This window comes from Ideonella flava (genome assembly GCF_051857595.1).
GTDB lineage: Bacteria > Pseudomonadota > Gammaproteobacteria > Burkholderiales > Burkholderiaceae_C > Ideonella.
Window position 1 is genome coordinate 275,146 of sequence record NZ_JBPZHD010000006.1, and the last position, 21,710, is coordinate 296,855.

The 21,710-nt window shown below is 69.7% G+C and carries 21 protein-coding genes; 16 read left to right on the plus strand and 5 right to left on the minus strand.

Features of this window, described 5'->3' with window-relative positions; genetic code table 11:
- The first annotated feature begins 322 nt into the window (after nucleotides 1-322).
- From ACS5PM_RS15035 to ACS5PM_RS15110, 16 genes are all read left to right on the plus strand, one after another.
- Entirely contained in the window at nucleotides 323-1,297 is a 975-nt protein-coding gene (locus ACS5PM_RS15035) for an FAD:protein FMN transferase (protein ID WP_439388458.1), read from the plus strand.
- A gap of 29 nt (nucleotides 1,298-1,326) precedes the next feature.
- Nucleotides 1,327-4,317, plus strand: coding sequence for an HzsA-related protein (locus tag ACS5PM_RS15040; RefSeq protein WP_439388459.1), 2,991 nt, complete (start codon nucleotides 1,327-1,329; stop codon nucleotides 4,315-4,317).
- 35 nt (nucleotides 4,318-4,352) lie between these two features.
- A complete protein-coding gene (locus ACS5PM_RS15045) occupies nucleotides 4,353-4,937 on the plus strand; it encodes a hypothetical protein (RefSeq protein ID WP_439388460.1) in 585 nt (194 codons plus the stop codon).
- A gap of 44 nt (nucleotides 4,938-4,981) precedes the next feature.
- Nucleotides 4,982-5,776, plus strand: a complete 795-nt coding sequence (locus tag ACS5PM_RS15050; protein WP_439388461.1) for an outer membrane beta-barrel protein — start codon at nucleotides 4,982-4,984, stop codon at nucleotides 5,774-5,776.
- 22 nt (nucleotides 5,777-5,798) lie between these two features.
- Nucleotides 5,799-6,443: an outer membrane beta-barrel domain-containing protein gene (locus tag ACS5PM_RS15055; RefSeq protein WP_439388462.1), complete on the plus strand. Its 645-nt coding sequence runs from the start codon at nucleotides 5,799-5,801 to the stop codon at nucleotides 6,441-6,443.
- 5 nt (nucleotides 6,444-6,448) lie between these two features.
- Nucleotides 6,449-6,994, plus strand: coding sequence for a TlpA disulfide reductase family protein (locus ACS5PM_RS15060; RefSeq protein ID WP_439388463.1), 546 nt, complete (start codon nucleotides 6,449-6,451; stop codon nucleotides 6,992-6,994).
- Nucleotides 6,991-7,239, plus strand: coding sequence for a DUF4266 domain-containing protein (locus ACS5PM_RS15065; protein WP_439388464.1), 249 nt, complete (start codon nucleotides 6,991-6,993; stop codon nucleotides 7,237-7,239). Before ACS5PM_RS15060 ends, ACS5PM_RS15065 begins: the two co-directional genes overlap by 4 nt.
- Before the next feature lie 163 nt (nucleotides 7,240-7,402).
- The gene (locus ACS5PM_RS15070; RefSeq protein WP_439388465.1) at nucleotides 7,403-8,479 is read left to right on the plus strand and encodes a DUF3570 domain-containing protein; all 1,077 of its coding nucleotides are present in this window, start codon (nucleotides 7,403-7,405) and stop codon (nucleotides 8,477-8,479) included.
- 11 nt (nucleotides 8,480-8,490) lie between these two features.
- Complete coding sequence (locus ACS5PM_RS15075) at nucleotides 8,491-9,066, plus strand: AraC family transcriptional regulator (protein ID WP_439388466.1); 576 nt, start codon at nucleotides 8,491-8,493, stop codon at nucleotides 9,064-9,066.
- Nucleotides 9,067-9,227: 161 nt separating this feature from the next.
- On the plus strand, nucleotides 9,228-11,174 hold the full coding sequence (locus ACS5PM_RS15080) for a tetratricopeptide repeat protein (RefSeq protein ID WP_439388467.1): 1,947 nt from the start codon (nucleotides 9,228-9,230) through the stop codon (nucleotides 11,172-11,174).
- Nucleotides 11,161-14,334, plus strand: coding sequence for a tetratricopeptide repeat protein (locus ACS5PM_RS15085; RefSeq protein WP_439388468.1), 3,174 nt, complete (start codon nucleotides 11,161-11,163; stop codon nucleotides 14,332-14,334). The genes ACS5PM_RS15080 and ACS5PM_RS15085 overlap by 14 nt, the downstream gene beginning before the upstream one ends.
- Nucleotides 14,331-14,630: a hypothetical protein gene (locus tag ACS5PM_RS15090; RefSeq protein ID WP_439388469.1), complete on the plus strand. Its 300-nt coding sequence runs from the start codon at nucleotides 14,331-14,333 to the stop codon at nucleotides 14,628-14,630. The genes ACS5PM_RS15085 and ACS5PM_RS15090 overlap by 4 nt, the downstream gene beginning before the upstream one ends.
- Before the next feature lie 57 nt (nucleotides 14,631-14,687).
- Nucleotides 14,688-15,341: a MotA/TolQ/ExbB proton channel family protein gene (locus ACS5PM_RS15095; RefSeq protein ID WP_439388470.1), complete on the plus strand. Its 654-nt coding sequence runs from the start codon at nucleotides 14,688-14,690 to the stop codon at nucleotides 15,339-15,341.
- A 23-nt stretch (nucleotides 15,342-15,364) separates the two neighbouring features.
- Entirely contained in the window at nucleotides 15,365-15,886 is a 522-nt protein-coding gene (locus ACS5PM_RS15100) for an ExbD/TolR family protein (RefSeq protein WP_439388471.1), read from the plus strand.
- Nucleotides 15,883-16,377, plus strand: coding sequence for an ExbD/TolR family protein (locus ACS5PM_RS15105; RefSeq protein WP_439388472.1), 495 nt, complete (start codon nucleotides 15,883-15,885; stop codon nucleotides 16,375-16,377). Before ACS5PM_RS15100 ends, ACS5PM_RS15105 begins: the two co-directional genes overlap by 4 nt.
- Complete coding sequence (locus ACS5PM_RS15110; RefSeq protein ID WP_439388473.1) at nucleotides 16,374-17,462, plus strand: AgmX/PglI C-terminal domain-containing protein; 1,089 nt, start codon at nucleotides 16,374-16,376, stop codon at nucleotides 17,460-17,462. The genes ACS5PM_RS15105 and ACS5PM_RS15110 overlap by 4 nt, the downstream gene beginning before the upstream one ends.
- 27 nt (nucleotides 17,463-17,489) lie before the next feature.
- Here ACS5PM_RS15110 and ACS5PM_RS15115 read toward each other — a convergent pair whose 3' ends face one another.
- The 5 genes from ACS5PM_RS15115 to ACS5PM_RS15135 all read right to left on the minus strand — a co-directional run bounded on the left by ACS5PM_RS15115 (nucleotide 17,490) and on the right by ACS5PM_RS15135 (nucleotide 21,708).
- Nucleotides 17,490-17,834, minus strand: a complete 345-nt coding sequence (locus tag ACS5PM_RS15115) for a DMT family transporter (RefSeq protein ID WP_439388474.1) — start codon at nucleotides 17,832-17,834, stop codon at nucleotides 17,490-17,492.
- The gene (locus ACS5PM_RS15120) at nucleotides 17,831-18,616 is read right to left on the minus strand and encodes a putative signal transducing protein (RefSeq protein WP_439388475.1); all 786 of its coding nucleotides are present in this window, start codon (nucleotides 18,614-18,616) and stop codon (nucleotides 17,831-17,833) included. Before ACS5PM_RS15120 ends, ACS5PM_RS15115 begins: the two co-directional genes overlap by 4 nt.
- 26 nt (nucleotides 18,617-18,642) lie before the next feature.
- Nucleotides 18,643-19,050, minus strand: coding sequence for a DUF3224 domain-containing protein (locus tag ACS5PM_RS15125; protein ID WP_439388476.1), 408 nt, complete (start codon nucleotides 19,048-19,050; stop codon nucleotides 18,643-18,645).
- 394 nt (nucleotides 19,051-19,444) lie between these two features.
- Entirely contained in the window at nucleotides 19,445-20,677 is a 1,233-nt protein-coding gene (gspF, locus tag ACS5PM_RS15130; protein ID WP_439388477.1) for a type II secretion system inner membrane protein GspF, read from the minus strand.
- A gap of 35 nt (nucleotides 20,678-20,712) precedes the next feature.
- Nucleotides 20,713-21,708, minus strand: coding sequence for a cyanophycinase (locus ACS5PM_RS15135; protein WP_439388478.1), 996 nt, complete (start codon nucleotides 21,706-21,708; stop codon nucleotides 20,713-20,715).
- Between the last annotated feature and the right edge of the window lie 2 nt (nucleotides 21,709-21,710).

The window sequence follows — 21,710 nt, forward strand, 5'->3', positions numbered from 1 at the left end:
GGGAGAACCCGCAGGTGCGACGAAGGCCGGTTCCGGTGTCGACATCTCGCATGCGGTAACGAACGGTGGCCGTGCAGCTCTTCACGCGCCGCCCGGACCTCCCGGGTGCGGTGCGCACCGGGCGTGACATTGTTCTCGGCCCCGGGCCGCTGCCCTGCGCGCCCGCTGTTGCGAATGAATACACATGAGCTGTCGCACGCTTGCAGTACCGGGCGATTCCGTCAAAGGTCGAAGTTACATTCGGCCGGGCGCGTGTTCCGACACGACGTCAACCCCTCGAATCGAAGTCCGCCGTCGCGCCGTTGCCCGCCCGTTCCCGTCGATGTTCTCCGCCCTGTCCACCTTGCGCTCACGCTTCGCCGGCTCGTCCCGGGCAGCGCCGTCGCAGGCCGGCTGGTTCAAGCGCGAGGAGGCCATCATGGGGACCGCCATTTCGGTCGAGCTGTGGGCCTGCAGCCGCGCAGAGGGCGAAGCCGCGATCGACGCGGTGATGGGCGAGATGCACCGCATCGACCGCACGATGAGCCCGCACAAGCCGGACTCCGAGTTGTCGCGGATCAACCGCGATGCGGGGCGCGGCCCGGTGCGCCTTTCGGCCGAGATGGCGGCGCTGGTCGGGCGGGCGATCGAGTTCTCCCGCTGGTCCGACGGCGCGTTCGACATCACCTACGCGAGCGTCGGGCAGCTCTACGACTACCGCGCCGGCGTAGCGCCGGACGACGAGACCCTGGCCGCCGCGCGCCAGGCCATCGGCTGGCAGGAGCTGCTCCTCGAAGGCACGACCCTGCGCTTCGGCCATCCCGGCATGCGAATCGACCTGGGCGGCTTCGCCAAGGGCCATGCGGTCGATCGCTCCATCGCCATCCTGCGCGAACGCGGCATCGCCCACGCCATGGTCAGCGCAGGCGGCGACAGCCACCTGCTCGGCGACCACCGCGGCCGGCCCTGGATGATCGCGGTGCGAGACCCGCGTCGCCAGGCTGGTGCCGTCGCCGTGCTGCCGCTGCAGGACGTGGCTGTGTCCACCTCCGGCGACTACGAGCGCTTCTTCGTCAAGGGCGGCGTGCGGCACCACCACCTGATCGATCCGCGCACCGGCCGCTCCCCCAGCGGAGTGCGCAGCGTCACCATCGTCGCCGACGATGGCCTGACCAGCGAGGCCCTGTCCAAGACTGTCTTCGTGCTGGGCCGCGAGCGCGGCCTGGCCCTGATCGAATCCGTCCCCGGTACCGACGCCGTCGTCGTCGATGCCGAGGGTCAACTGCATTACTCGGCCGGGCTGTTGCAGCCCGACTGACCGAACCACGCGCGAGGAGGGAACCCACCATGTCAAGACAAGCCAAGCCTGCCGCCCTGCGCGGCGTCGCCTGGGCGGCGGCCGCCGTGCTCGGCCTGGCCGCTGCGGCGGTCCTGCCCGGCTGCTCGGGCGGGGGCTCCAGCTCGAAATCCGACGACGACGGCCTGAGCATGGAAGGCGCGGTGCCCATCGCTTACGTCAAGCGCGTCAACACGCTGGGGGCCAATCCGACCAACGGCGCGCCCTTCGCGGCCGGTGGCGACCTGATGGTCAAGGAGCTGTCCTCGCCCAGCGCGGCCGAGCACAACCTGACCGCCGACATCACGCAGGGCAAGGGCGACGCGTCCGACCCGGAGGTCTCGTACAACGGCAAGAAGATCATCTTCTCGCTCAAGTGCCCGACCTCCAACACCTCCCAGGTCGACGGCGTAAAGGCCTGCACCGGCCGCTGGAACATCTGGGAGTACGACATGACCGGGGCAACGCTGACCACCGGCAAGTTCCACCGCCTGACCAGCTCGACCGACGACGATGACGTCGACCCGGCCTACCTGCCCGACGGCCGCGGCTTCGTCTTCTCCTCCAACCGCCAGACCAAGAGCAAGACCAACCAGGCGCTGGGCCACAGCTACTACGCGCTGGACGAGTACGAGCGCGAACGGGTCTTCAACCTGCACGCCATGAGCGCCACCGGCACCAACATCCGGCAGCTGTCGTTCAACCAGAGCCACGACCGCAACCCGGTGGTGCGGCCCAACGGCGACATCATGTTCTCGCGCTGGGACCACGTCGGCGGACGCAACCACTTCAAGATCTTCCGCATGAAGCCGGACGGCACCGACATGTTCGTGCTGTACGGCGCCCACAGCGAGGGCAACAGCTTCCTGCATCCGCGCGACATGGATCCGAACGGCAAGTACGCCGGATTCGTCTCGTCCGACCTGATGCCGCTGTCGCGCACCAACGAGGGCGGCGGGCTGGTCTTCGTCGACGTGGCCCACTATTCGGAGCAGAACACGCCGGCCAGCAACGACGTGCCGGCCGAGGGCGGCCAGAGCTACCCGACGCAGCAGGTGCTCAGCATCGACCGTGGCCTTTCGCGCTTCGGCCGCGTGACCACGCCTTATCCGCTGTGGGATGGCACCGACCGCCTGCTGGTGGCCTACCGTCCCTGCGAGGTGCACCGCGGCACCGACGTCGTGTCCTGCGCGACGCTGACCGAAGAGGAGCTGACGCGGCTGTCCAACGACAACCGCAGCCTGGCCGAGGCGGCCGCCGACGAGGTGCAGGACGATGTCCCGCCGCCCTATGCGATCTACATGTTCGACCCGGCGAAGCAGACCTGGCTGAACGTGGCCGCGCCGCCGGCCGGCTTCATGTACACCGATCCGGTGCCCATCGTCTCGCGCGCGTCGCCCAACGTGGTCGACCCGACCTCGGTCGATGCCGACCTGGCGAAGCAGAACCTCGGCCTGCTCGAGGTGCGCAGCGTCTACGACACCGACGGCCTGGGCCGCATGGGCGACCCGGCGCTGGCCGAAGCCGACTTCGCCAACGGCTGCACCACGCCCATTCCCAAGACCACGCCGACCGACGCGCAGGACACGCGGCCCCAGGTGGCCGACATCCTTCGGCTGAAGGACCCGGCCGACGTGTCCTACCGCTGCGGCCCCGCGCGCTTCATCCGTGCCGTGCGTGCCGTGGCACCGCCGGCGTCGATGATGGGCCTGCGCGAGGCCATCGGCGAGACCGACTTCGAGCCGCAGCAGATCCTCGGCTACGCGCCCATCGAGCCCGACGGCTCGTTCAAGCTGCACGTGCCCGCCGACACGCCGGTGCTGCTGGCGGTGGTGGACGAGCAGGGTCGCGCCTTCCAGACCCACACCAACTGGATCCAGGTCCGCCCGGGCGAGCGCCGCACCTGCGACGGCTGCCACAGCCCGCGCCGCGGCGGCTCGCTCAACTCCGGCAGCGTGGCCGACACCATGCCTTCGACGCTGCGCGCGGCACTGGCCGGCCAGCACCAGTCGGGCGAGACCATGGCCTCGACGCGCACCCGGCTCGATCCGGCCGCGCTCAAGCTGGCCGCCGACATGGTCTACGAGGATGTCTGGGCCGATACCAGCAAGGGTGTGACGGCCAAGCCCCCGGTGTCCGTCACCTATGCCGGCCTGGCGACCACCGCACCGGCCAACGGCGTCATCAACTACCCCGACCACATCCAGCCGCTGTGGACCCGCGACCGCGGCGCCAACACCTGCACCAACTGCCACAACGCGTCCGACACCAAGCTCGACCTGACGGCCACCGTGGCCGGCACCGGCCGGCTCGTGTCGTACGAGCGGCTGCTGATCGGCGACCCGCTGCTGGACGCCAACGGCCAGCCCGTGACGGCGCTCGACGACGGCGTGCCGGTGCTGCAACGCCAGCCCGCGCTGGTGTTCAACATGGCCAGCGAGGGCGGGGCGCTCGGGCTGGCGCGGCAAAGCCGGCTGATCGAGATCCTTTCAGGCCAGACCCTGTCCGCGGGGGCCGACGCACGCACCGTGCATCCCAACCCGCCCATCAGCGCGCCCAACCATTCAACAATGCTCAACGCGGCCGAGAAACGCCTCGTCGCCGAATGGGCCGATCTGGGCGGGCAGTACTACAACAACCCCTTCGACGGCGCGAGCGTGAGAACCGTCACGACGCTGAACCAGCAGAGCTTCGAGGCCAAGGTTTATCCCATCCTTCAAGCAAAATGCGCGGGCTGCCACCAAGCGGTCGGCAGCAATGGTTCCCTGGTCTTCCGCAACAACCGCTTCGTGCTGACAGGCGACGCCGAAGGCGATTTCGGTGTCACGCTGACGATGATCTCCAACACCTGCGCACCGGCGTCGAACTACCTGCTGCAACGTCCCTCGACCATCCCGCACCCGGCGGCAGCCACCGGTCAGACGACGGCCGTGCTGCCGGCCAGCAGCGCCGACTACCGCACGATCTCCAGCTGGATAGCCACCGGCTGCCCCACGCCTTGAGCCTCATGACGCCGCCTTCCCGAAGAAGACCCCTGGTGGCCGCGGCCGCGCTGGCCGCGGCCCTGGCCCTGCTGGCCGGTGCCTGCGGCGGCGGCGGCCCGCTGGGCAATCCGGACGACGTGCAGAACCCGCCCGGCACCACCGGCCGCAAGCTGGCCTTCGCCTACTACCAGCGCTGCATCTTCCCGCTCATGCTGGCCGAGCTGACGACGCCCGGCGGCAGCACCGCCACCTGCGGCGGCGGCGGCTGCCACGACAACACCACCGGCACCGGCGGGGCGCTGCGCGTGATCCGCAGCGCCACGGCCCTGGACGTGACCGACGCGGCCAACACGGCCGATGTCATTCGCGCCAGCGACATGTACAAGAACTATTACTCGGCCCAGGGCGTCACGATTCCGGGCGAAGCGTTGCAAAGTCGCTTGCTCGCCAAGCCCTTGCTGCTGAACATGCTGCACGGCGGCGGGCAGATCTTCGGCAGCGAGGACGACCCCAATGCCAAGCTGATCCAGTACTGGATCGAGCACCCCGCCCCCAAGGACCAGGACGAGTTCAGCGCGGCGACCTACAGCATGTTCAGCCCCGCTGATCCGAACACCGGCACTTGCAAAACCGAATGATGCGTCTGGCTCCTGCCGTTGTCGCCGGATTGGCCGGACTTGCCGTGACGCTGGCGTCGGACGGTGCCTGGGCGCAAGACGCCGGCGCCGCCGCCGCGCCGGCCGCCGAGCAGGCCGCGCCACAGGCCAGCGTCGCGCCCCCGGGCGAAGGCGCCGCGTCGCGCGTCGCGCGTGTCCGCGTCATCGGCCCCTACCTCGACCTGCGGTCGGGGCCGGGCCGCGGCTACCCCATCTTCTACGCCGCCGAGCGCGGCGAGTGGGTGGTCATCGAGCTGCGCCACACCGACTGGTTCAAGGTCCGCACGCCGCGCGGCACCTCGGGCTGGGTCTCGCGCGAGCAGATGAAGCAGACCGTGACCGAGGACGGCGTGCCCTTCGAGCTCGCCGATCCCAGCCTGCAGGACTGGCTGCAGCGCCGCTTCGAAGTGGGCGTGGGCTATGGCGCCAATCGTTCGGGCAGCACGTCGTTCACGCGGGCCTGGGCCGGCTGGCGCTTCACGGACACGCTGAGCCTGGACCTCAACTTCGGCGACGTTCAGACGAAGACAGCCACTGCGACCCTGTGGACCGCCAGCCTCCTGGCCGAACCGTGGTCCGACAAGCGGCTGTCGCCCTTCGTCGGCGTCGGCGTCGGCCGCTTCGACTACAAGCCCAACGACACCTTGGTGAACAACCAGCTGCGGGATGGAAACATGGGCGTCTTCACGCTCGGCGCCCGCTACTTCCTGAGTGGCCGGGTGGCGCTGCGCGTCGACTATTCACGCTACGCCGTCTTCGTCTCCGACACCGACTACCGGAACTACCAGGGCGGGACCATCGGCCTGTCCCTGCACTTCTGACGCCACGCCTGAAGCCATGCCCATGCGACAACCCGCCTTCAAGACACTCGCCATGGCCCTGGCCGCCGGCGCCGCGCTGGCATCGCCGGCCTTCGCGGCCGACGGCAGCTCGGCCGACCAGGCCATCGTGCCGCAGGTCGACCGGCGCGACCTCAAGCTGCCCAAGTTCCCGAACAACGACTTCGAGGTCGGGCTGTTCGGGGGCGTGTATTCCACGCAGAACTTCGGCTCCAGCGCGGCAGGCGGCTTGCGGCTGGCCTACCACATCACCGAGGACTTCTTCGTCGAAGGCGCGGCCGGCACCACCAAGGTCAGCGACGAGGCCTTCCGGCGCATCCTGCCCGGCGGCATCTTCACCGGCGACACCGAGAAGCTCATCTATTCGAACCTGAACATCGGCATGAACGTGCTGCCGGGCGAGGTCTTCCTCGGCAGCAGCTATGCCATGCCTTCGCAGGTCTTCATCCTCGCCGGCGGCGGCACGACGCGCTTCAACGGCCAGCGCATGCAGACCGTCGATGTCGGCGTGGGCGTGAAGGTCTACGTCAAGGACTGGTTCGCGCTGCGCGTGGACATGCGCGACAACATCTACACGCTAGACCTGCTGGGCAAGCGCGACCGCACCCAGAACGTCGAGCTCAACGCCGGCCTGTCCTTCCTCTTCTGAAGCGCATGAACGACCCTCGCTCGACAGACCCTTCGATGGACCGCGCGCGCCGCCAGGTGCTCGCGCTCGGCGCCGCGGGCGCGGCCCTGGCGCTCGGCCTGCCGGCCGCGCGGGCGGCGGTCGCGTCCGCCTCGCCGGCCCCCGATTTCACGCTGCGCTCGCTCGATGGACCCAACCTCCGCCTGCTGGAACAGCGTGGCAAGGTCGTGCTGCTGAACTTCTGGGCCACCTGGTGCGCACCCTGCCGCGAAGAGATGCCGCAGCTGAACAAGCTGTATGAGAAGTACCGTGCTTCGGGCTTCACGCTGCTGGGGGTGAACGTCGACGAGGACAGCCGCAACGCGGCCGGCATCGCCGGCCAGCTGGGTGTGAAGTTCCCGGTGCTGCTGGACAGCGACAAGCGCGTGAGCAAGCTCTACGACCTGTCGGCGATGCCGTCCACCGTGATGATCGACCGCGACGGCCGGGTCCGCTTCCTGCATCGCGGCTACAAGAGCGGCACCGAGAACGAGTACGACCAGCAGATCCGAACGCTGCTGAAGGAAGCATGAGCATCGTGAGTCGATCCATGCGCGTTGCCGCGCTGGCCTTCAGCGTGGGCGGCGTCATCGCGCTGCAGGCCTGCGCGCCCATCGAGCCGTGGGTCAAGCCTTACGAGCGCGAGCGCCTGGCCGACCCGATCATGCAACTGTCGCGCGACACGCTCGCCGAACGGCACCGGGACCACGTCTACACGGTGCGTGAAGGCGCCCGCGGGGCAACCGGGGTCCAGGGAGGCGGCTGTGGATGTAACTAATCGCCCCCACGCCCCCTCCCGGGGGCTGCCCCGCGAACCAGGGCCCCCACGCCCCCTCCGGGGGCTGCCCCCCGAGGGGGCTCGCGCAGCGGACCGGCAGAGCCGGATCCGCGCACGCCCATGGCTGGGGATGGTGCTGAGGGTCGCGAGCCGCGTGCTCGGGATGTTTGGTGGGATCGCAGGCGCGGCGCACGCGGTGGATCTGCCGGCGGATCATGCCGAGGCGATGCTGCACGTGTACGACGGTGGCGGCGTGCGAGCCGTCGGGCCGGCGGTGCTGGTGCGCAAGAGCCTGCTGGACAAGGTCTCGCTGACGGCCGACTACTACGTCGACGCGGTCAGCAATGCCTCGATCGACGTCGTCACCCAGGCCAGCAAGTACAGCGAGACCCGCCAGCAGCTCGACCTGGGCCTGGACTACGCGGTGCGCGATTCGCTGATCCACCTGTCGGGCAACAAGAGCGACGAGCCCGACTACAAGGCGCAGAGCGTCGGGCTGGATGTGTCGCAGGAAATCTTCGGGGGCATGACCACGGTGAGCCTGGGCTTCACCGAGGGGCACGACGACGTGGGGCAGAAGGATGTCGGGTTCTTCGACCATGCCAACCACTGGCAATACCGCCTCGGGGTCACGCAGATCCTCACGCCGCGCTGGCTGGCGAGCGCCAACGTCGAAGCCATCGCGGACGAAGGCTTCCTCGGCAGCCCGTACCGCGCCGCGCGGGTGTTCGGCGCCCTGGTGCCCGAGCGCGACCCGCGCACGCGATCGAGCCGCGCGCTCAAGCTGCGGGCGCAGGGCGACGTGAGCGACTGGTTCACCGGCTGGGGCGCCGGCCAGCGGCACGTGGTGCGGGCCGAGTACCGCTACTACTGGGACAACTGGGCGATCAAGGCCCACACCCTGGAGTTCGGCTACAGCCGCTATTTCGGCGATGCCTGGATGGCCGACTCCTGGCTGCGCCTGAACCACCAGACCAGGGCGCTGTTCTACAGCGACAACGCCGAGACCGAGACCCTCTACGTCTCGCGCAACCGCCAGCTCGGCACCTTCAACAGCTACGGCCTGGGCGGCCGCGTGAGCTACCTCTACGCCAAGGTGCCGGGTCGCTACGAGGTCAAGCTCAACGGCTCCCTGGAGCTGGTGCGCTTCGACTACCAGGACTACACCGACATCCGCACCGGCAAGCCCTACGCTTTCAACGGCGCGCTGCTGCAGCTGTACCTGACGGCCAATTTCTGAATCGAGACTCCATGTTGCTGCAACCCTTCCTGCGCGCTGCCGCCGCCGCCCTGGCTGCGTGGGCCCTCGTCACGATGCCCGCGCAGGCCGCCGATGCTGCGGCCGCACCACCCGCCGTCGCAGCGCCCGCCAGCGCCCCTGCCGCCGGCCTCGACAGCCGCGTGCAGGACCTGAAGGCCGACGTCATCGCCCTGAACCGCGACCTGCTCGTGCTGGAGGAGGAACTGCTCTTCCCGGCCAATACCCAGGTGGCGCTGTTCGTCTCGATGGACGTGGGCAAGCTGTTCTCGCTCGACTCCGTGCAGATCAAGCTCGACGACAAGATCGTCGCCGACTACCTCTACACGCCTAACGAGGTGGCTGCACTGCACCGCGGCGGCGTGCAACGCGTGTTCGTGGGCAACCTCAAGACGGGGCCCCACGAGATCACGGCCTTCTTCACCGGCCAGGGGCCGCACACCCGCGACTACAAGCGCGCGACCACGCTGAAGTTCGACAAGGCCTCCGAGCCCAAGTACATCGAATTGCGCATCCGCGACACGACCGCGAAGCTGCAGCCTGAGTTCGACGTCCGGGTCTGGCAATGATTTTGGACCCCCACGGCCCCTCCGGGGCCTGCCCCCCGAGGGGGCTCGCGCAGCGGACCGGCGGAGCCGGATCCGCGCACGCCCATGGTTGGGTGCGTGGTGTCGCGGTCGCGGTGCTGTGCGTAGCGGCGGCCGTGGTGCACGCTGCTGAAGCGCCGAAGGTGGACCATTCGGTCAAGGCGCCGCATTACGGCGACACGTTGTTCTATTTTTTCCAGGACCGGCCGTTTCCGGCGCTGACAAGCCTGATGGTGTCGCAGCATTTCGGGCGGCTGCCGCAGCATGAGGACGAGGCGGAGATCCTGCGGGGCGGGTTGCTGCTGGGCTACGGCATGCACCGCGAGGCGGGCGAGATCTTCGCCGGGCTGATCAACCGCGGCGCGGAGCCGGCGGTGCGGGATCGGGCCTGGTACTTCCTGGCCAAGATCCGCTACCAGCGCGGCAGCCTGGCCGAGGCGGCCGATGCGTTGTCACGCATCGAGCATCCGCTGCCTGGCGCGCTGGATGAAGAGCGCGCGCTGCTGGCGGGCCAGGTGAGCCTGGCGCTGGGGGACCCACAGCGAGCGGCGCAGGAGTTGCGCGCGCTGCTGGCTCGCCCGCCCGTTGTTGAGACGGCGGGTGGCGCCGATGCGCCGCGGCGCTCGATCTTCAGCCGCGTGGGACGCTGGTTGCTCGATGCGGTGACCTTCAACTTCGCCCGCGAGGCCGAAGCGCCGGTCAGCTCCACGCCTTCGTACGCCCGCTTCAACCTCGGCGTCGCGCTGATCCGCAGCGGCGACATCGAAGGCGGCCGGGCGCTGCTGGACGAAGTCGGCCGCAGCCCCATGCCCACCGAGGAACTGCGCTCGCTGCGCGACCAGGCCAACGTGGCGCTGGGCTTCACGGCTCTGGCGCAGGACGACCCCGAGCGCGCCGCCAAGGCGCTGGAGCGAGTCAGGTTGCAGGGCGCTCATTCGAACAAGGCGCTGCTCGGCTTCGGCTGGGCCGCGGCCGCCCAGAAGAAGCCCACGCAGGCCTTGGTGCCCTGGATGGAACTCGCCGACCGGGACCCCAGCGACGCCGCGGTGCTCGAAGCCCGCATCGCCGTGCCGTACGCCCTGGCCGAGGCCGGCGCCTACGGGCAGGCGCTGACCCGCTACCAGGAGGCCCTCGCCGCCTACGACCAGGAGAACCGCGCGCTGGAGGAATCCATCGCGGCCATCCGGTCGGGCAAGCTGGTGGCCAGCCTGGTCGAGGGCAACCCGGCCGAGGACATGGGCTGGTACCTGCCGGTGACGCAGCTGCCCGACATGCCGCACCAGGGCCACCTGGCGCCTGTGCTGGCCGGCCACGAGTTCCAGGAGTCGTTCAAGAACTACCGCGACCTGATCTTCCTCGACCACAACCTCACCGAGTGGCACGACAAGATCGGCATCTACGGCGACATGCTGGACAACCGCCGCCAGGCCTTCGCCGAGCGCTTGCCGCAGGTGCGCGAGCGGGCCTCCGAGCGCCGCCTGGAAACCCTGCAGCGCCGGCGCGATGCCCTGCGCAACGAGTTCCAGTCCGCCGAGGACACGACCGACGGCGTGGCCTATGCGAGCGCCGAAGAGCAGGCCCGCCAGGCCATGCTGGAACGCGCCCGAGGCCTGTTGGCCCAGGGCGGCGATGCCCTCAAGGGCGAGGTCGACAGCGAAGCCACGACCGAGCGCCTGCGCCGCCTCCAGGGCGCGCTGACCTGGCAGCTCTCGCAGGAGCGTCCCGAGCGGCGCCGGCAGGCCGAAAAGGGCCTGACCGCCGTCGATGGCCAGCTGGCCGAGGCGCGTGCCCACGATGCCGCGCTGGCCGCGGCCGAGCAGGAGCAGTCGGCGAAGTTCGCCGGTTTCGCGCAGCGCCTGGCCGAGCTGGACAAGCGCCTGCAGACTTTGCAGCCCCGCGTGGCAGCCCTGGCCTCGGAGCAGCAGACGGCGATGCAGGACACCGTGATCGTCGCGCTGCGTGCGCAGCAGGAGCGTCTCGTCGGCTATGCCGACCAGGCCCGCTATGCGGTCGCCCAGCTGTATGACCGCGCGACCCAGAGGCCGGATCGCGCGGACCAACGCCAGGAGGGCGAACGTGCGAAGCCCTGACCTGCGCCTGACCATGCTCGCCGCCGCCCTCGTGCTGGCCGGCTGCGCGCACAAGGACACCCTGCCCGGCGACGACCAGCCGACGCTGAAGACGCTCGCTGGCCGCGAGTACCCGGTGGGCCCCGACAACGCCATCGCCCGAGACGAGGAGCAGGCGATCGAGGCCTATCGCCGCTTCCTCGCCGCCGCTCCCAAGGCACCCCAGCGTCCGCAAGCCATGCGGCGCCTCGGCGACCTCGCGATGGAGGCCGCCGACGCCAAGGCCGCCAACCCGGCCGTCAACGCCCCCGCGGGGGCGACCGACCCGGACTACAAGGCCGCGATCGAGCGCTACCAGGACTACCTCAAGGCCTATCCCGCCGACCCCGGCAACGACCGCGTCTACTACCAGCTGGCCCGCGCCTACGAGCAGGGCGGCCAGCTCGAGGTGGCATTGGCGACGCTGGACAAGCTGGTCAAGGACTACCCGAACACCCGCTACCTCGACGAGGTCCAGTTCCGCCGCGGCGAGCTGCTCTTCACGGCACGCAACTACCCGGCCGCCGAAGGCGCCTACGGCATCGTTCTCAAGCAACCCGAAAGCGTCTACCGCGAGCGTGCGCTGTACATGCACGGCTGGTCGGTGTTCAAGCAGGGCCGGCTGGAGGACGCGCTGACCTCGTTCTTCGGCGTGCTGGACCTGAAGGCCGAGCCGCTGAAGAGCGATGCCGAACTGGCGGAGGTCGAGGGCCTGACCCGCGCCGACCGCGAGCTGGTGGAAGACACCTTCCGCGTCAGCAGCCTGTCGCTGGAGAACCTGAAGGGCGCCGAGTCCATCCCCGCCTACGTGACCAGCGATGCAAGGCGCGGCTACGAGTTCCGCGTCTACGAGCAGCTGGCCGCGCTGTACCTGAAGCAGGAGCGCCCCAAGGACGCCGCCGATACGCTCAACGCCTTCGCCCGCCGCCAGCCGCTGCACGCGCAGGCGCCGCTGATGCAGGCGCGGGTGATCGAGATCCACGAGAAGGCCGGCTTCGATTCGCTGGCCGTCGAGGCCAAGAAGGAATACGTCGCACGCTACGGCGCCGAGAGCGACTTCCGCCGCGCCAACCCGGCCGGCTGGGAGCGCGCGCAGCCGCTGGTCAAAACCCACCTGACCGAGCTCGCCACCCGCTACCACGCCAGCGCGCAGAAGACGCACGCGAGTGCCGATGTGCAGGAGGCGGTGCGCTGGTACCGCGCTCTGCTCAAGGCCTTCCCCGACGATGCGGATGCGGCTCGCAGCCACTTCCTGCTCGCCGAGCTGTTGTTCGAGGACAAGCAGTTCGCGCCCGCCGCCGCGGAGTACGAGATCGCGGCCTACAACTTCCCGCCGCACGCCAACAGTGCCGACGCCGGCTATGCCGCCCTGCTGGCCTATGCCGAGCAGGACAAGCGCGCTCGCGCAGAAGGCCGAACGGCCGACCTGGCGGCGCTGCAGCGCGCCTCGGTCGAAAGCGGCCTGCGCTTCGCCGCCGCGAACGCGCAGGACAAGCGCGCCGCTCCTGTGCTCACCGACGCGGCCGACAAGCTCTATGCGCTCGGCGAAGGCGAACGTGCGGCGCAGGTCGCGCAGCAGGTGCTGTCGCTGCAACCTCCAGCGGCGCCCGCATTGCGTCGGGTGGCCTGGACGGTGGTCGCCCACACCTCCTTCGAAGCCGGCGCCTTCGACACGGCCGAGAAGGCCTACACCGAGGTGCTGGCCCTGACGCCCGAGAAGGACGCCACCCGCGCCGACCTCAACGAGCGCCTGGCCGCGTCGATCTACAAGCAGGGCGAGAAGGCCCGCACGGCGGGGCAGACCAAGGATGCCGCGGCCCACTTCGCCCGCGTGGCGGCGGCTGCGCCGGATTCGAGCGTCCGCTCGACGGCGCAGTACGACGCCGCCGCCTCGCTGATCGCCCTGAAGGACTGGCCGGGCGCCACGCGCCTGCTGGAGGACTTCCGCCAGCGCTTCCCGAAACATCAGCTGGCCGACGAGGTGACCGCCAAGCTGGCACTGGCCTACACCGAGCAGGGCCAGTGGTCCGCCGCCGCGGCCGAGTACGAGCGGGTGGCCGTCGCCCAGAAGGATCCGGAGCTGGCCCGCTCCGCGCAGTGGCAGGCCGCCGAGATGTACGACAAGGCCGCTCAAGGCGGCAGCCCCTCCGCACGCACCGCATCGGCCAAGGCCTACGAGCGCTACCTGCGCCAGTACCCGGCGCCGCTGGAGCCGGCGGTCGAGGCTCGTGCGCGGCTCGCCCGCCTGGCCGAAGCCGAAGGCAACGCCGCCCGGGTGCTGGCCCTGCAGAAGGAAATCTTCCAGGCCGACCAGTCCGGCGGCAGCGCCCGCACCGGCCGCACGAAGACGCTGGGAGCGATGGCCGCCCTGGCGCTGGCCGAGCCCGCACGTGCCAGCTACGCGCAGGTCAAGCTGGTCGAGCCGCTGCAGAAGCAGCTGAAGCTCAAGAAGGAGAAGCTCGAGGAGACGCTCAAGGCCTACTCGGTGGCCGCCGACTACGGCGTGGCCGAGGTCGTCACCGCGTCGACCTTCCAGATCGGTGCGCTCTACCAGGATTTCGGCAAGGCGCTGATCGGCTCGCAGCGGCCGAAGAAGCTCTCCAAGCTGGAGCTCGAGCAGTACAACGTGCTGCTGGAGGAGCAGGCCTTCCCCTTCGAGGAGAAGGCCATCGAGCTGCACGAACTCAACGCGCACCGCGCCGCCGATGGCCTGTACGACGACTGGGTGAAGAAGAGCTACGGCGCGCTGCGCGAGCTGCGTCCGGGCCGCTGGAACAAGGCCGAGCGCAGCGTCGCCGGTGCCTCGCCCGCGGCTGCGCTGAACCAGCAGGCCGTGGCCCTGCGCGAGAAGGGCGACTTCGTCAAGGCGCGCGAGGCCTACGAGGCCGCCATCGCGGCCGATGCGAGCTACGCGCCTGCCGTGCTCAACCTCGGCGTGCTGCACGACCTGTACCTCGACCATCCGGGCGAGGCACTCGAGCTCTACAACCGCTACCTCGCCCTCGCGCCGGGGGACGCCGCCGTGACCAAGTGGGTGGCGGACGTCAAGCGGCGCGCTCCGGCACCGCCCGCGCCGGCGCCTGCCACGGCGGCAGCCTCCGCCTCCGCCGATGCCGCCTCGAGCCCCAAGGAGAAGCCATGACACGTCGCTTACTGCTGCTTGCGTTGACGCTGGCTGCTTTCGGCTCCGCGCATGCCGAAGACCGTGCAGACCTCGACCGCACGCAGATCATCGGCAACCGCGAGCTGCCGAAGGTGCTCTACATCGTGCCGTGGAAGAAGCCGCTGCCGGGCGACCCGGCCGGCCGTCCCGCGGTGAGCGTGCTGGACGAGGCCTTGGCACCGGTCGACCGCGAGGTCTTCCGCCGCCAGATCCAGTACGACGCCGCGTTGCGGCCCTCGCCGGCCCCGGCCGGCGCGACGGCCGCCAAGCCCTGATTCCTGATTGACCCTGACCTTTCCTGTTCCAGCCCCCGCCTCTCGGAGAAGATTGAGATGAATGCCTTCCAAACGGTCGTGAAGTTCTTCCAGGACTGCGGCTTGTTCATCTACCCCAGCCTGCTGATCATGGCCCTGGGCCTGTCGATCGCGATCGAACGCTGGGTCTTCCTGCGCCGTGCGCGCAGCCAGAACAAGAAGGAGTGGTCGCAGATCCTGCCGGCGCTGCAGGGCGGCCAGCTGAAGGAAGTGCTGGGCTCGGCCTCGAAGTCCGAATCGGCCATCGCCAACATCGTCACCCACGGCCTGACCCGCCTGCAGACCTCGCGCCGCCGTGAAGACCTCGACGCCGCGATGGAAGAAGGGATGATGGAGATCGTGCCGCGCCTGGAGCGCCGCACCCACTACCTGGCCACCTTCGCCAACGTGATCACCCTGGTGGGCCTACTGGGCACCATCATCGGCCTGATCAAGGCCTTCACCGCGGTGGCCCAGGTGAACCCGGCCGAGAAGGCCGAGATGCTGTCGGCCTCGATCTCGATCGCGATGAACAACACCGCTTTCGCGCTGATGGTGGCGATCCCCTTCCTGCTGATCCACGCCTTCCTGCAGGCGCGCACCAGCGAGATCGTCGATGGTCTGGAGGCCGCCAAGATCAGCTTCCTGAACCTGATGCAGCGCATCGCCCCCGAGCATCCCGCCAACCGCTGACCTGAACCCGAAAGGCTCGCGTCATGCGCGTTCGACGCCTACGCAAAGCGCCCGCAGCGCTGGAGATCTCGGCTTTCCTGAACCTGATCGTGGTGCTGGTGCCGTTCCTGCTGTCCACGGCGGTGTTCACGCGCATCGCGGTGATGGACATGTCGCTGCCGGCCCAGAACACCGGCGGTGCTGCCGAGCAGCTGAAGGTCGACCACCTGCAGCTCGAAGTGGTGATCCGCCCCGAGTCGATCGAGGTCGGTGACCGCATCGGCGGCCTGATCGAGCGCATCCCCAACACCGCCCAGGGCCAGCCCGACCTGGCGGCGCTGTCTGCGCTCGTCAAGCAGATCAAGGTCAAGTTTCCCGAGCAGCGCGACGCCAGCGTGCTGGCCGAGCCCGACACCGTCTACGACAAGCTCGTGCAGGTGATGGACGCGGTGCGCGGCACCCACGTCCTGCAGGGCCGCGACATCGTCCGCACCGACTACTTCCCCGACATCGCGATCGGCGACGCGCCGGTGCGCCACAAAACCAGCGAGGCGCCGGCCCAATGAAGCTGACCCCGCTCCAGAAGCGCGCCGTCCACAAGGCGCGCAACCAGCAGCAGCTGGACTTGAACCTGGTGTCGCTGATCGACGTGTTCACCATCCTCATCTTCTTCCTGCTGTCGAACTCGACCGAGGTCGAGCTCCTGCCGTCCAGCAAGGACGTCAAGCTGCCCGAGTCGACCGCCCAGGAGAGCCCGCACCAGACGCTGGTGGTGATGGTCAGCGGCACCGACATCGTGGTCGAGGGCCGCCGCATTGCGGGCGTGGCCGATGTGCTGAAGTCCGCCGATGACGTCATCGCGCCCCTCAAGGCCGAGCTCGACCTGCTGGCCACGCGCCAGGTCGTCAAGCCGGAGAACCAGTCCAAGGCGACCGCCATCACCATCATGGGCGACAAGGACATCCCGTACCAGCTGCTTCGCAAGGTGATGGTGACCTGCGCCCGCGCCAACTTCAGCGACGTGTCCTTCGCCGTGCGCAAGAGGGCTGACGCATGACAGCCCTGGCCGTTTCATTCCGCACGCCGGTCCTGGCGTGGGCGGTCCCGGAAGAGGATGTCCGTCGCTTCCGTCGCATCGTGCAGATGGTGCTGGTGGTGGTGGCGCTGTTCGCGCTCGCCTTGCTGTTGCTGCCGCATCCCGAGGTCTCGCGCGACGAGGTGCAGCCGCTGCCGCCGCCCTTGGCCAAGCTGCTGCTGGACGAGAAGAAGCCGCTGGAGCTGCCCAAGGCCCCCGCGGCGGACGTGCAGAAGCCGCCCCCCGATGCCAAGGCCAAGAACGAGCCGGCACCCAAGCCCGAGCGCGACAAGAAGCAGGCCCCCGTGCCTGAAGCGCGCAACCCGGTTCCCGGCAAGCCCCCCGGCGAGGCCCTGGACGCCGCGCGCCGCAAGGCCACGGGCGTCGGTCTGCTCGCGATGAAGGAGCAATTGGCCGAGTTGCATGGCGCGCCCGTTGCGGTGCAGCTGAACAAGGAGGCCATCAAGCCCGGACTCGGCGTGGGCACTGGCGTCGGTCCCGGCGTGGGAGCGGGCAACGAGGCCGGCCTCCCGGTGCGTTCCATGATCACCTCCAACGCCACCGGCGGCTCGGGCGGCATCAACACCGCCGGCTACAGCCGCAACACCGGTGGCGGCGGCCTGGCGGGCCGCTCGACCACTCTGGTCGAGGGCACGGCCGGCGGCGGTGGCGGCGGCGGCCCGGGCGGCGGTGGAGGCTATGGCACCGGCGGCAAGGGCACGGGCGCCGGCGGCTCGCCCGTGGGCGGCACGGTCCAGAAGGGCAACAGCGGAAAGGCCTCGCGTTCGATCGAGGAGATCCGCCTCGTCTTCGAACGCAACAAGGGCGCGATCTACGCGATCTACAACCGGGCGCTGCGCGAGGATCCCTCGCTACAGGGCAAGGTGACCTTCGAGCTGAAGATCGCGCCGGGCGGCAACGTCATTTCATGCCGTGTCATCGCCACCGAGCTGAAGACGCCCGAGCTGGAGCAGAAGCTCCTGGCCCGCATCGGGCAGTTCGACTTCGGGGCCAAGGACGTCGACACCATGGTCGTCAGCTTCCCGGTGGACTTCCTGCCCTCGTGACGCCGTGGGCCCGCGAGGGCCCGGGCGTCAGTGGCCGACCGAGCGCGAGAACAGGTTGATGACCGCCACGCCGGCGCCGATCAGCGCCATGCCGATCAGCGCGGCGGCGTCGAGCGTCTGCCCGTAGAGCCACCAGGCAGCCAGCGAGATCAGCACCAGGCCGGCGCCCGACCAGATGGCGTAGGCGATGCCGATCGACATCGTGCGCAGGGTGAGCGACAGGAAGTAGAACGACACCCCGTAGCCGATCACCACGATGACCGAGGGCAGCGTCTCGCGAAAGCCCGCCGAGGCCTTGAGCGCCGAGGTGGCGGCCACCTCGGCCACGATCGCCAGCGCGAGGTGGACGTACTGCAGGCTGCCGTCTTTCATGGCAGGGGCTCGCGCGATGTCACCTGGCCCAGCGGCCCATAGACCAGGCGGGTGTCGAGACGGCCGTCGCGGTCGTCGTCCTGCTCGGCCTGGGTCAGGCGGCCGAGGCGGTAGTGCTCCACCCGCAGGGGCAGCCCGGTCGATGGCTCGATGACGGTGGCGGAGTCCAGCACGCCATCGCGGTAGGCCGCCCGCCACTCGGCCAGGCCGTCGCCGTCCGCATCCACCTCGCTGCGTTCGAGGTTGCCATGGCGGTAGAACAGGCGCGTCTCGAAGCGGCCGTCGAAATCGTCGTCGTCCTCTTCGCTCGCGGCCATGCCGCGTTCGTAGTGCACGATCGCATCCACCCGGTGATCGAGGTTGCGGTCGATCTCCACCCGCAGCAGCTGGCCGCTGGCGCTGTAGAACAGGCGCTCGTCCGGCAGGCCGTCGCGGTCGTGGTCGATGCCGTCGTCGACCGCCGGAATGCGCAGGGCGGCCGCCGTCACCACGATGCCCAACGCCAGGCCCATGCCGGCCCACGCGAGGCGGCCAGGGCCTCGCGGCGGAGAGGGTTGGTGGCTGTCCCGCGGCTGCTCTGCCTCGAAGGCCGCGACCACGGCGCGCGCGGCGTCGTAGTCCGGCTCTTCGACGACGACCCGCAGCAGGCCGGCCACGGGGAGATCGCCCATCGCACCCGTGAGGTACTCGCCCTCCACGCGACCGGCCAGGCCGTGCTGCCGCAACAGGTGCAGGACCATGTGCGCCTCCACCGTGTTGGAGGCTTCGAAGACCGACTTCATGCGTCCATGATGACCGATGCGGCCGCTCAGAGCGTGTAGTCGAACTCGTAGAAGTGCTGGCCGTCCTCGATGCGAAGCGTGAACGTGCCGGCCAGCCCGGCGAGTTCGCCGCCACCCGAGCCGGGCACCACGGTGATCGACAGCGACTGCGCCCCGCGGTCCATGGTCCCGCTGTGCTGGAAGACGAAGCTGCCCCGGCGGCCGTGCAGCGTGCCGGTGACGCGCTCGATCGCCACGTAGCCGGCCGAGCCCGGCATGTCCGATACGGCGGTCAGCATCTGCCCCTGGCCGCTCGCCTCGAGGTCGCCGTGGAACGCCTTCTCCAGCAGCATCCGCCCGAGCTTGACGCCCGGCACTCCCGCGTCGCCTTCCGGCTGCGGAGTCATCCGGACCTCGAAGGAGCCGCGGGCGATGAGATGTTTCGAGTCGGTCATGGGCAGCCCAATGCAGTGGAAGCCGGATTCCAACACCAGCCCAGCCCCGCCGTCCATCACCTGGCCTCCCCGTCCAGCTGCCATTCAGCCGCTCGATCCTCGCTTGGCTTGCACCGGCATTTCCGGAGCGCGCGCAGCGTCGCTCCCTACCAGGGCGTGCGCGGATCCGGCTTCGCCGGTCCGCCGCGCGCGCAACGTTGGGGCAGCAGCCCGAGGCGCGCGCAGCGCCGCTCCCACCCAGGGCGTGCGCGGATCCGGCTTCGCCGGTCCGCTGCGCGAGCCCCCTCGGGGGGCAGCCCCCGGCAGGGGGCGTGGGGGCCTCGTTCCTCGGCTTCGCCGGTCCGCTGCGCTAGCCCCCTCGGGGGGCAGGCCCCTGGCAGGGGGCCGTGGGGGCCTATTTCACCCAGGTGTTGAGCTGAATGATCGGCAGCAGCACCGACAGCACGATCAGCATCACCATCACGCCCATCGCCACGATGAGCAGGGGCTCCAGCACCGTGGCGATGGCGAGCGCGCGGCGCTGCACCTCGCTGCCCAGCTGCCGGGCGGCGCGGTCCAGCATCACCGGCAGCTTGCCGGTCTGCTCGCCCAGCCGCGCGAACATCGCGAGCAGGCCGGGGAAGCGCTTCTTGGCCGCCAGGGCCGAGGCCAGCGGCGCGCCCTCGCGCACCTGCACCAGCGCTGCCATCGCGTCGGCCCGCATGGCACGGTTGCCCAGCGTCTCGGCCGCGGCCTGCAGGGCCTTGAGGATGGGCACGCCGGCGCCCGCCAGCATGGCCAGCGTGCCGGCGAAGCGGGCGGCGTTGTAGCCGCGGGCCAGGCGACCGAACAAGGGCAGTCTCAGCACGCCGGCATCGAAGCGCTCGCGAAAGGCCTCGTTGCGCAACGAATAGCTGAGCATGACGAAGCCGCCGACGATGATCGCCAGCAGGATGAACCCGTAGTTGCGCACGAAGGCGCTGATGGCCAGCATCGCCACGGTCAGGCCGGGCAGGGCCCGCTTGCTGCTGGTGAAGACCGAGGCCACCTGCGGCACCACGTAGGTGACCAGGAAGGTCACGATGACGATCGCGATCAGCGAAACGATCGCCGGGTACAGCATCGCGCCCAGCACCTTGGCCTTGAGTGCCTGCCTGTCCTCCAGGTCGTCGGCGAGCTTCTCGAGCACGCCGCCCAGGGCACCGCTCTGCTCGCCCGCGGACACCACGGCGCGGTACACGTCGTCGAACTCCCGGGGGCTGGAGGCCAGGGCGCGGGCGAAGGAACTGCCCGCGTTCACTTCGCTCTTCAGGTGTGCGACCAACTCGCGCTGCTTGGGCTCCTCCGCCTCGTCGGCCAGGGCCGTCAGCGCACGCTCCAGCGGCAGGCCGGAGCCGACCAGGCCGGCGAGCTGCCGCGTCCAGACCGTGAGCCCGCTGTTGCTGAAGGCCCGGCGGCCGAAGCGGATCCCGCTGCCGACGCCGGCGGGGCTGTTCTCGGCGGGCGCCATGCCGACCGGCGTCACCGACAAGGGGACGAGCTCCTTGGCGCGCACCTGCGCCCGGGCCGTCTTGGCGTTGTCGGCCTCCACCATGCCGGTGGTGGTCTTGCCGGCGGCGTCCAGGGCTTCGTACTTGAAGGCGGGCATGGGGCGGGAGGGAATCTAGGTCAGGCGCACGGAGGTCAGTAGATGCCGCCCCCGGGCTGGGTGGAGCTCAGCACGCCGGCCTCGGCGTCGAGCTGGTAATCCGTCGTCGAGCCGTCGCCCTGCCACTGCATCAGGTCGAAGTGGCCGCCACCGGACAGGCGCTGCACCTGCACGCCGTGATAGGTCAGGGGCAGCCTGGGCTGGCAGACCTGCGGCGCGCCGGGTCCGAGCAGGAAGTACACCGAGCCGACGCCCAGCCGCGTGGCGACGCCATCCTCGATGGCCAGGGCCGTTTCGACATCGACGCCGATGCCGCGGGGGAAGGACACCCAGCCATCCTGCGCCATCCGGGCCAGGAAGGTCACGAGCCGGCCCATGCGATCCCGCGAGTCGAGGTGGGCGTCGGTGATCGCCGACTCGAGAGAGGGCGCGGTGAGGAAGCCGCGGTCCAGCGTCATGCGGCGATTGAACGGATTGGCCAGTGCGTTGGCCGAGGTGACGCTGCCGTTCAGGGCGGCATAGTCGACCTCGCCCAGCACCGCCAGCCCGGCGCTGGTGCCGCCGATGGGGGCATGACGGGCGATGAGGCCCTGGATCGCGGCCTCCAGCGCCGTGCCTTTCCAGTTCAGGATGTAGTCGCTCTGGTCGCCGCCGGCGATGAACAGGGCTTCCGCCTTGCTGACCCGGTCGACCACGAACGAATCGTTCGCCGCCTCTCGAGAAGGAAGGACCAGCGTCTCGACGGAATCGACGCCACCCATGGCGTAGATGTAGGGGTTGTAGCCGTCTGCGCCCGAGGCCCGGATGACGACGAAGTCGCCGCCCCCCGCCTTGGTGATCATCCACTGGAAGCCCGCGTCGACATCCGGCCCGCCGCCCATCAGCAAGGTGGTCGACGTGGCCGGCGCGGCGACCACCGTGTCGCCCCCGTTGCCGGTCAGGTAGTAGTCGTAAGGGGGCTTCTTCGCCGCCTGCGCCGGGGACAGCCCCGCCCATGAGATCGACAAGGTCAGGAGCAGGCAGCGCAGCATGG